The organism is Streptomyces sp. NPDC057253 (assembly GCF_042669125.1).
Taxonomy (GTDB): Bacteria; Actinomycetota; Actinomycetes; order Streptomycetales; family Streptomycetaceae; genus Streptomyces.
Window position 1 is genome coordinate 1 of the sequence record NZ_JBHUXV010000219.1, and the last position, 9335, is coordinate 9335.

General features: G+C 71.5%; 10 protein-coding genes. 3 read left to right on the forward strand and 7 right to left on the reverse strand.

The genetic code is table 11. From position 1 onward, the window contains the following. Positions 1-1591: PTS fructose transporter subunit IIC (locus ACFULQ_RS47275; RefSeq protein ID WP_383557508.1), on the forward strand; the 1591-nt coding region annotated here is incomplete at its 5' end. A gap of 99 nt (positions 1592-1690) precedes the next feature. Beyond that, the gene (locus ACFULQ_RS47280) at positions 1691-1945 is read left to right on the forward strand and encodes a hypothetical protein (RefSeq protein ID WP_383557511.1); all 255 of its coding nucleotides are present in this window, start codon (positions 1691-1693) and stop codon (positions 1943-1945) included. Between the two features lie 45 nt (positions 1946-1990). On the opposite strand, the gene ACFULQ_RS47285 is transcribed toward ACFULQ_RS47280, so the two are convergent. The 4 genes from ACFULQ_RS47285 to ACFULQ_RS47300 form a co-directional block, all read right to left on the reverse strand. Beyond that, on the reverse strand, positions 1991-2737 hold the full coding sequence (locus ACFULQ_RS47285) for a DUF6227 family protein (RefSeq protein ID WP_383557514.1): 747 nt from the start codon (positions 2735-2737) through the stop codon (positions 1991-1993). A 157-nt stretch (positions 2738-2894) separates the two neighbouring features. Further along, a complete protein-coding gene (locus tag ACFULQ_RS47290) occupies positions 2895-4112 on the reverse strand; it encodes an Ig-like domain-containing protein (RefSeq protein WP_383557517.1) in 1218 nt (405 codons plus the stop codon). 312 nt (positions 4113-4424) lie between these two features. After that, a complete protein-coding gene (locus tag ACFULQ_RS47295; RefSeq protein WP_383557520.1) occupies positions 4425-5459 on the reverse strand; it encodes a P1 family peptidase in 1035 nt (344 codons plus the stop codon). Positions 5460-5463: 4 nt separating this feature from the next. Then, positions 5464-6726 carry a low temperature requirement protein A gene (locus ACFULQ_RS47300; RefSeq protein WP_383557524.1) on the reverse strand — a complete coding sequence of 421 codons (1263 nt, stop codon included), beginning with the start codon at positions 6724-6726 and terminating at the stop codon, positions 5464-5466. A 201-nt stretch (positions 6727-6927) separates the two neighbouring features. Between ACFULQ_RS47300 and ACFULQ_RS47305 the strand changes: the two genes are divergently transcribed. After that, positions 6928-7110, forward strand: coding sequence for a hypothetical protein (locus tag ACFULQ_RS47305; RefSeq protein ID WP_383557526.1), 183 nt, complete (start codon positions 6928-6930; stop codon positions 7108-7110). 7 nt (positions 7111-7117) lie between these two features. Here ACFULQ_RS47305 and mscL read toward each other — a convergent pair whose 3' ends face one another. From mscL to ACFULQ_RS47320, 3 genes are all read right to left on the reverse strand, one after another. Beyond that, positions 7118-7591: a large conductance mechanosensitive channel protein MscL gene (gene mscL, locus ACFULQ_RS47310; RefSeq protein ID WP_383557529.1), complete on the reverse strand. Its 474-nt coding sequence runs from the start codon at positions 7589-7591 to the stop codon at positions 7118-7120. 138 nt (positions 7592-7729) lie between these two features. Continuing rightward, positions 7730-8290, reverse strand: a complete 561-nt coding sequence (locus ACFULQ_RS47315; protein WP_383557535.1) for an RcpC/CpaB family pilus assembly protein — start codon at positions 8288-8290, stop codon at positions 7730-7732. 146 nt (positions 8291-8436) lie between these two features. Further along, entirely contained in the window at positions 8437-9270 is an 834-nt protein-coding gene (locus ACFULQ_RS47320; protein WP_383557532.1) for an S-methyl-5'-thioadenosine phosphorylase, read from the reverse strand. Positions 9271-9335: the final 65 nt, after the last annotated feature.

The following is a 9335-nucleotide window of genomic DNA, read 5'->3' on the forward strand; positions in this document are numbered from 1 at the left end:
GGCCGGGGCCCCGGCCCCCTCCGAGGACTCCGTTGCGGTATCGGCGGCGGCCTCCGCCGATACCGCAACGGCCACCGCCCCCGAGGCTCCGGCGGCCCCCTTCCGGATCGTCGCCGTCACCTCCTGCCCGACCGGCATCGCCCACACCTACATGGCGGCCGAGTCGCTGGAGAACGCCGGGCGCGAGGCGGGTGTCGAGCTCGTCGTCGAGACCCAGGGCTCGGCCGGCTTCGAGCGGCTCGACCCGGCGGTCATCGCGGCCGCGGACGGCGTGATCTTCGCCCACGACGTCCCCGTACGCGACAAGGACCGCTTCGCCGGCAAGCCGACCGTCGACGTCGGCGTGAAGGCGGGCATCAACCGCCCCGCCGAACTCATCACCGAGGTGCGCGGCAAGGCGGCCCGCGGTGAGGTGACGGCGGGCGCCGCCGGTGGCACGGGAACCCCGGTCGAGCGGGCCGGCGAGCCCGGCGACAGCTACGGCACCAAGCTCCGCAAGTGGCTGATGACCGGCGTGAGTTACATGGTCCCGTTCGTGGCCGCGGGCGGTCTGCTCATCGCCCTCGGCTTCGCGATCGGCGGCTACCAGATCAACGGCGCCAAGTCGGTCTCCGAGCACTTCGACTGGGGCCAGGTCGACAGCTGGGGCGCGCTGCTGTTCCAGATCGGCGGGGTCGCCTTCGGCTTCCTGATCCCGGTGCTCGCCGGATACATCGCCTTCGGCATGGCCGACCGGCCAGGCCTCGTGCCCGGCTTCGTCGGCGGCATGATCTCCGTCAACATCAACGCCGGCTTCCTCGGCGGCCTGGTCGCCGGTCTGCTGGCCGGTGGCGTGGTCCTCGCCATCCAGCGGGTGAAGATCCCGCCGGTGCTGCGCGGCATCATGCCGGTGGTCGTCATCCCGCTGATCTCGTCGATCGTCGTCGGCTTCCTGATGTTCATCGTCATCGGCAAGCCGATCGCCGAGGCCCAGAAGGCCATGACGGACTGGCTCAACAGCCTCTCCGGCACCAACGCCATCCTGCTCGGCATCCTGCTCGGCCTGATGATGTGCTTCGACCTCGGCGGCCCGGTCAACAAGGTCGCCTACGCCTTCGCCACCGCCGGCATCGCCGTGCAGGACCCCAGCGACTCCGCGATGAAGGTCATGGCCGCCGTGATGGCCGCCGGCATGGTGCCCCCGCTGGGCATGGCCCTCGCCACCACCGTCCGCAAGAAGCTGTTCACCCCGGCCGAGCGCGAGAACGGCAAGGCGGCCTGGGTCCTCGGCGCCTCCTTCATCTCCGAGGGCGCGATCCCGTTCGCCGCGGCCGACCCGCTGCGCGTCATCCCCGCCTCCATGGTGGGCGGCGCGGTCACCGGCGGCCTGACCATGGCCTTCGGCTCCACCCTGCGCGCCCCGCACGGCGGAATCTGGGTCACCTTCCTGATCGGCAAGCCGTTCCTCTACCTGCTGGCCATCGCCATCGGTACGGCGATCACGGCCGGCCTGGTCATCGTCCTGAAGGGGCTGCGCAAGGCGACCCCGGCGGCCGAGACCCCCGCGGCACCCGTCGCCGAGGCGGAGGCGAAGCAGCCGGTCGCCGCATAGGAACCGCCCCTTTGGGGTCACTGTGAGGTGTTCACGGCACCTGCGAGATACGTCACGGTCCGGGGCCAAAGTCCCGGACCGTGGTGTCTACTGGACCGCATGCCTGAGCATGTCTCCGTCTATCAGTCGCTTGGTGTGGCCCTGCTCGTCCTGGTGGTCTTCGCCTGGACGGCGGGACTGGCCTACATGCTGCGCCACGGCCGCCACGAGGCGGTCGCCTGGCGCGTCGCCCACGGTCTGCCGGCCCTCCCGCGCCCCCGTGCGGCCGCCCCCGGCCATGAGTCCGTCGCCCTGACCCCGGCGGAGGAGGACGCGTTCGCGGGTCTGGTACGGCAGTTCAGCGGCCGCCGCTGACCCGCACCGCGGGCGTGGGGCAGAGACCTGCATCGCGGGCGTGGCTCAGAAGACCCGCGCCGCGCGCCGCTCCATCGCCTCGCGGGCGGCGTCCTCGCTGACGTACACCTCGCACATGTGCCGTCCGTCGGGCGTCGCCGTGTGCTCGACCTCCCACAGGGAGATCTCCGCGCCGTCGCGCAGCAGGAACGCGTGCTCGTAGAGCGAGTAGCCAAGGCCGGCGCGCCCCGCCCGGCAGGGACGCCCGAAGGCCTGGGTGATCTGGTGCGCGAACGCCTCGGACAGCAGCGCCGCCGTCTCAGCGCCCGGCCGGTCCGGGTTCTCCGCGCGGCGCAGCAGCCGGCGCGCGTGGTCCGCCGAGTCGTCCGGGACGTAGGCGTGCCGCGGCGGATGCACGGGCTCCAGCTGCACCGTCACCGGCAGCTCGAAGTCCGGGGTGTCCGGCGGTAATGGCAGCCGTGCGGTCGCCGCCCGCAGCTCCTCCTCGTCGACGTACACCTCGTGCTGCGGAACGCTGTCCCGGGCGGTGTTGTGGACGAGCTCCCACAGGGTGAGCGCCGAGCCGTCGGCGAGCAGCCAGGTGTGCCGGTACGTCTCGCGGTGCAGGCCCGCGCTGTGGTGCGCGGAGTGCAGCGAACTGTCGTACGCCAGCGCGCAGTCCAGGTGCCGTATGGTCTCGTCCGGCAGCTCGAAGGAGTTCAGGGCACGACCAAGGAGTCGCGCGAGGTGCTCCTCCGGAGACTCGGGCGACTCGGGTGGTTCGTACGCTGCCGTCTCGTACGGAACGCTCAAGGTTTCTCCCGGCGTTGCTGCATGTCACCTTGTGGGTGCATACCGTAGCCCCTCGGTCGGACATCATGTCCGGGAACCGAGAAAACGTACGCCCGTAAAACTCCCGGGCCGCGCAGGAAGTTCCCACGCGACCCGATGTTCCGTCAAAACCCGCCGGTCAGACGGCACTTCCGGCGGTCCACTCGGTCCAGGGAAGGTTCCAGCCGTTGAGCCCGTTGTCCGGTGCCACCTGCTTGTCGGGGGAGTTCTTGACGATGACGACGTCCCCGATGATCGAGCTGTCGTAGAACCACTTGGCCGGGGTGTCGCCCTGGCCGCCCTTGACGTCCCGCAGTCCCACGCATCCATGGCTGGTGCCGGTGCGCCCGAAGGGCGGGTTCCCCTTGTTGTACCAGTAGTTGCCGTGGATGAAGGTCCCGGACCGCGTCAGTCGCATCGCGTCCGGGACGTCCTTGATGTCGTACGCGTTGGCCAGCGCCACCGTCCGGCTGTCCATACGGATCTTCTTGTGCTTCTCGGTGATCACCATCTGCCCGTTGTAGGTGGTGAACTTTGGGCTGCCGGACGAGATCGGCACCTTCTTGAGGACCTTGCCGTCCCGTACCACCGTCATGGTCTGTGTGTTCACGTCCACCGTGGAGACCTGCGACCGCCCGACGGTGAAGCTGACGGTCTTGCGCTGAACGCCGGTGACGCCGTTCGCCCCCTCGACCCCGTCCAGGTCGATCTTCATCGTGACCTTGGAACCGGCCTTCCAGTACTCCTCGGGCCGGAAGTCGAGCCGCTGCGAGCCGAACCAGTGCCCCACCACCTGCTGCCCGCTGCTGGAGCTGACGGTGATGTGCGACTGCACGGCCTTCCTGTCGGTGATCGCCTTGTCGAAATCGAACGACACCGGCATCCCCACCCCGACCGTCGTCCCGTTGTCCGGCGTGTACGTCCCGATGAAGCTGTTCGCCTTGGACACGGTCGTGAACACGGACTTCGTGGTCACGGCCTTCCCGTCCGAGTCCTTCGCCGTGGCGGCGATCTCGTACTTCGTCCCCCGCTCCAGCTGCTCCTCGGGCCTCCAGCTCCCGCCGTCGGCCGCGATCGCCCCGGGCACGTCCTGGCCCGTCCCCGCCACCGTCATCTTCACGCTGGTCAGCGTGCCGTCGCTGACCTTCACACCGGTCGAGTTGATGGACGCCCCGGTGGAGCCGTTCTTGGCCGAGATGGCGATCTGCGCCGCGGACGACTTCGCGGGGTCCTTGCCGCCCTTGCCCTCGCTCGTGCCGTCGGAGTCGCCTCCGCACGCGGTGAGGGTGAGGGCGCCGACCACCAGGACGGCACAGGCCCCCCGTGCGTGCCGCGCTGCTATGTCAGCCGTTGTCACGGTCTGCTCCAGATTCATGCAGGATGCGTTGTCCACTCTGTTCCGTGAGGAAAGAGGGACCCGGTCCCCGACCGGGTTCCCTGCGTGGGAGCGCCTATGGGGGTGCCGGGTCCGGCAGTCGGGCGGCTGCGGGTGAGTGGGGGCTGGTCGCGCAGTTCCCCGCGCCCCTGGGGGGTGCAGACCCGCCCGCCACGATGAACTGTCGGCCGCCGCCCTGCACACGCCCCCACCGGACCGCAACGGGCCGCCGCAGGCATCTCGGGGGCGCGGGGAACTGCGCAAAGACGCCCGCCCCACCAAGCCGCGCTCACATCACAACCGCTGAGCGCCCCCGTACAGCGACTCATACGTCGGCCACCCCCCATCCACCCCCTCCGCGGGCGCCGCCGCCCGAATCCCCCGCACGATCGCCCGAGTCACCACATCCGCCCCCGCCGCGAGCACCTCGTTGAGCGCGAGCGGGCCGTCCCCCAAGTCCCTCGCCCCCGTGGCCAGCGCGAACACCGTGTCCCCGTCGTTCAGCAGATGCACCGGCCGCACCCCCCGCGCGATCCCGTCATGCCCCACCCCCGCCAGCTTCTGCGCCTGCGCCTTCGTCAGCTCCGCATCCGTGGCCACCACCGCGAGCGTCGTGTTCAGCGGCGGCGGTGCGTGACGCGCCGCGCTCTCCGCGAGCCGCCGGCGCGCGACCTCGTGCACCCGCTCCTCCGGACAGCGCACCCTCCCCTGGAACAACTCCCCGTACAGCACCCCCGTCTCCGGATCCGTCACCGCCCCGATCGCGTTGACCACCACCAGCGCCGCCACGGTGATCCCCGAGGGCAGCACCGCGCTCGCCGTCCCCACCCCACCCTTCATCGCCCCGGCCACGGCCCCCGTCCCGGCCCCCACACACCCTTCCGGCACCACCGACCCCACCGCACTCGCCGCCGCGGCCTCGACGGCGGCCCGCCCGGTCGCCGCGTCCGGCCGCGCCCGGAAGTCCCCGCCCCGCCCCAGGTCGAAGACACACGCGGCCGGCACGACCGGCACCACGTGCGAGGGATCCGGCCCGACCCGCACCCCGCGCCCCCGCTCCTCCAGCCAGGCCATCACCCCCGAGGCCGCGTCCAGCCCGTACGCGCTGCCCCCGGTCAGCACGATCGCGTCGACCTTCTGCACCACGTTGCGCGGATCCAGCGCGTCGGTCTCCTTGGTCCCGGGACCGCCCCCGCGCACATCCACCCCGGCGACCGCCCCGCCCTCCGGGGCGAGCACGACGGTGGTCCCGGTGAGCCAGCCGCCACCAGTGCGGGTCGCATGCCCCACCCGCACCCCCGCGACATCCGTCAGAGCGTCCACTGCCATGTCCTCAGTCCCCGTCCGTGCCCAGCCCCGGCCCGGCCCCCGCCGTGGCCTCGGCGCCGCCGCGCCCCACCCCGCTGTCCGCGCCCGCCGCACGTTCCCGAGCCGCCCGGCGCGCCGTCAGCGTCGTGCCGGTCACCACCGCCAGTCCCGCCGCGATGCCCGCCGCGAGCACCGCCCAGTCGCCCAGGAAGGTGCAGCAGATCACCAGCAACGCCGTGACCGGCAGCACCAGTTGCTGCGCGATGCCCACCTTGAAGAACCGGGAGTGCAGCACCCACACGACGAGCAGGTAGAGCGCCGTCGGCAGGGTCACCGCGGCCGACGCGGCGAGCGTCGAGATGTGCGCCTTGCCGACCGCCTGCTCGACGGCGACCTCCAGGCCCGCCCCGATCGCCGCGGCCGAGGCGAAGACCACGTAGTGGCCGTAACCCCACAGGAACGCCTGCCTGTTGGAGCGCAGACGGTCATGGATGGGCACCACGAAGTAGATCCACCAGGCGGCGAAGATGATCAACAGCCCGCCCGCAGCGATCGGCAGGAGCTCACCCAGCGCGTCCTGCTCGTCGATACCGGACTTCACGGCGATCGTGGCGGCGGCGATCGTCTCACCGAGCACGATGATCGTGAACAGCCCGTACCGCTCCGCGATGTGGTGCGGATGCCACGACGTCGGATGGTCCCGCTCGGCGAACGGCGGCACACACATCTCCAGCAGCGCCATCACCAGGAACACCCAGGGCCGCCCGCCCTCGGGCAGCACCAGCAGCCCCAGCCAGCCGACCTGGCACAGCAGCACACCGAAGGCGTACCGCAGCGCCATCGTCCGCTCCGCGCCCTCGCTCGACCACGCCACCCGCAGCCACTGGGTGATCAACGCCAGCCGCATGATCAGGTAGCCCAGCCACACGGCCAGGAACTCGTGGTCCTCGAACGCCCTGGACACCCCGGCCGCCAGCACCAGGACACCGGCGATCTGGACCAGCGTGACGACCCGGTACAGCGCGTCGTCGTTGTCGTACGCCGAGGCGAACCAGGTGAAGTTCATCCAGGCCCACCAGATGGCGAAGAAGACCATCGAGTAGTTCAGGATGCCCTCGCCGGCGTGTCCCTCGGCGACCGCGTGCACCAGGGCCACGCCCGCCTGGGCGATGGCGACGACGAAGCACAGGTCGAAGAAGAGCTCCAGCGGCGAGGCGACCCGGTGGGCCTCGTCCCGGCCGCGGGCGGTGAGTCTGCGCAGTGGACTGTGGGGCGGGCTGGACGTCATGGACCCAAGCACAGCAGATACCGACCGGAAACGCTCATGGATGGGTGCACGGGCGTCGGTGGGCCGCCTGGCCGGGGCGGCGGCCGGTCGCACGGCATGAGCCCGGCCGGGCCGCACCCCGGACCCCCGCACCCCAGACCCCCGTGCCCCGGACCCCCGCACCCCGGACCCCCGCACCCCGGACCCCCGTACCCTGGACCCATGAGCAGCGCCCACCACCCCGAGCCCCGCGAGCCGAAGCCCGCGCTGGTCTTCGACGACCCCCTGGACCAGCAGTCCTCGGACGACACCGACCGCGGCTGGGGCGACCGGCCGCGCACCGACGGCGACAGCGCGGCCGACCTGAAGCGCTTCCTCGACGAGAAGCCGCCCCACCACATCTGAGCGGGAGCTACGGCTCGCGGTGTCCCGAGCCGCGCTGCGCGACCAGCGCGTCGCGGATCTCCTTGAGGACCTCCAGCTCGGTCACCTCGATGACCTCGCGCGTGCCCTCCCTCGCCTTCCGCCGGGCCTCCACGCGGGCCAGGTACCTTGCCATCGGCAGCACCATCAGGAAGTAGACGACGGCCGCGGTGATCACGAAGCTGAGGGTGGCGCCGAGGACCGAGCCCCACCTGATCGGGATGCCGCTCAGCACCGTGCCGTCCGCCGCGACCTTGCACGGCTCCTGCAGACACGAGCTGTAGCTGTCGAGGTTCTTGGTGCCGATCGCCCCCACCAGCGGGTTGATGATCCCCTTCACCACCGAGTTCACGATGTTGGTGAAGGCGGCGCCGATGACCACCGCGACTGCCAGATCGACGACGTTCCCGCGCATCAGGAAGGCCTTGAAGCCCTCCCAGACGCTCGGCTTCTTCTCGCTCACCCGTGGGCCTCTTCTCGTACGTACAGGTTGTGGAACAAACAGCTCCGCAACCTACGTCAACCTGAGGCGACCGTGTCCAATTGGGTAGCTCGAAAGGGCGACTTGACACCAGCCTGCGCAACAGACGGAACACACGGCTCAACACAGTGTCACCGCCAACCGCGCCGTGGAGCTCGCCCCGACGAGACGGGCCGCCGTGGAGCGGGGCACCGACAGGACGACCAGGGCCCCGCTGTCGTCGGCACCTTCCGGCGCCTGGGGCACCTTCGACACCCGTGCCCCGCGCGCGATCACCCGTGCGTCGCCGCCCGTCGCCGACTCCTGCGCGGCGATCACGTCGACCCGGTCCCCGGGCCGCAGCAGCCGCACGGTCGCCCCGTCGGCGATCCGCACCGGCGCCGACACCGTCGTGACGGCCCGGTGCTCGCGTACGGGCGCGACCACCGGATGCCCGCGCGCTCCGTCGGTGTCGCGCGGGCCGGCCGCCACGAGCGCGGCCGCGGTGACGACCAGTCCGACGGCCACGGCACGGCGTCGGTGCCGCACGAGCCGCCGCAGCTGATACCGCCCGCCGCGCACCCGCACCGGCGCGAAGTGCGGGACCTCGCAGGTCGGCGGCGCGTCGGTGCCGGGCGGGTGCGAGGCGGAAACAGAAGGGGAAACAACAGGGGACACAGCAGGGGAGGGAGCGAAGGGCATCAGGACCACCACCAGCGACGAGAGATCGGCTTGCGCTCCCACGATGAGGCTTCGCACCGGATCCCGCCGGGGCCGGTGGACGGCCCACCGCTTGTGGAAAACTCCCTCACCCGAACGAGAGCCTCCGCCCCAACCCCCGGTCCAGGTCAGGGCAGTTCGAACCCCGGATCCATCCCACCCAGCGCGTTCACGCACAGACAGTCCCGCTCGTCCCCGGCCGGCAGCGCCGCCACCGCGTCGAACAGCACACCCCGCAGCCGGTCCACGTTCGCCGCGAACACCCGCAGCACCTCGTCGTGCGAGACGCCCTCCCCGGTCTCGGCGCCCGCGTCGAGGTCGGTGACCAGGGTCAACGACGTGTAGCAGAGCTCCAGTTCACGGGCGAGCGCGGCCTCCGGGTGCCCGGTCATGCCGACCACCGACCAGCCCTGCGCCTGGTGCCACAGGGACTCGGCGCGGGTGGAGAACCGGGGCCCCTCGACCACGACCAGCGTGCCGCCGTCCACCGCCTCCCAGTCCCGCCCGCGAGCCGCCTTCAGCGCGGCCGCCCGCCCGGTGGGGCAGTACGGGTCGGCCAGGGACACGTGCACCACGTTCGGCACCCCGCCCCCCGGCAGCGGCAGCCCGTCGAAGTAGGTGCCGACCCTGGACTTCGTACGGTCGACCAGCTGGTCCGGCACGAGCAGCGTGCCCGGACCGTACTCGGGCCGCAGCCCGCCCACCGCGCACGGACCGAGGATCTGCCGCGCCCCCACCGACCGGAGCGCCCACAGATTGGCCCGGTAGTTGATGCGGTGCGGCGGCAGATGGTGGCCGCGTCCGTGCCGGGGCAGGAAGGCGACCCGCCGGCCGGCGACCTCGCCGAGGAAGAGGGAGTCGCTGGGCGGCCCGTAGGGCGTGTCCACCTGGACCTCGGTCACGTCCTCGAGGAACGAGTAGAAGCCGGAGCCGCCGATTACGCCGATCTCTGCGTTCGCCATGCCCGCACAGTATCCGGCCCCGAAAACCCGCGGCGAGGGGCTCGGGGGAACGCCGAGAACCCTGT

Coding starts and splice junctions, on each gene's coding strand:
- ACFULQ_RS47320 (WP_383557532.1), bottom strand. CDS start 9,270: ATGGCGAACGCAGAGATCGGCGTAATCGGCGGCTCCGGCTTCTACTCG.
- ACFULQ_RS47295 (WP_383557520.1), bottom strand. CDS start 5,459: ATGGCAGTGGACGCTCTGACGGATGTCGCGGGGGTGCGGGTGGGGCAT.
- ACFULQ_RS47280 (WP_383557511.1), top strand. CDS start 1,691: ATGCCTGAGCATGTCTCCGTCTATCAGTCGCTTGGTGTGGCCCTGCTC.
- ACFULQ_RS47300 (WP_383557524.1), bottom strand. CDS start 6,726: ATGACGTCCAGCCCGCCCCACAGTCCACTGCGCAGACTCACCGCCCGC.
- ACFULQ_RS47305 (WP_383557526.1), top strand. CDS start 6,928: ATGAGCAGCGCCCACCACCCCGAGCCCCGCGAGCCGAAGCCCGCGCTG.
- ACFULQ_RS47315 (WP_383557535.1), bottom strand. CDS start 8,290: ATGCCCTTCGCTCCCTCCCCTGCTGTGTCCCCTGTTGTTTCCCCTTCT.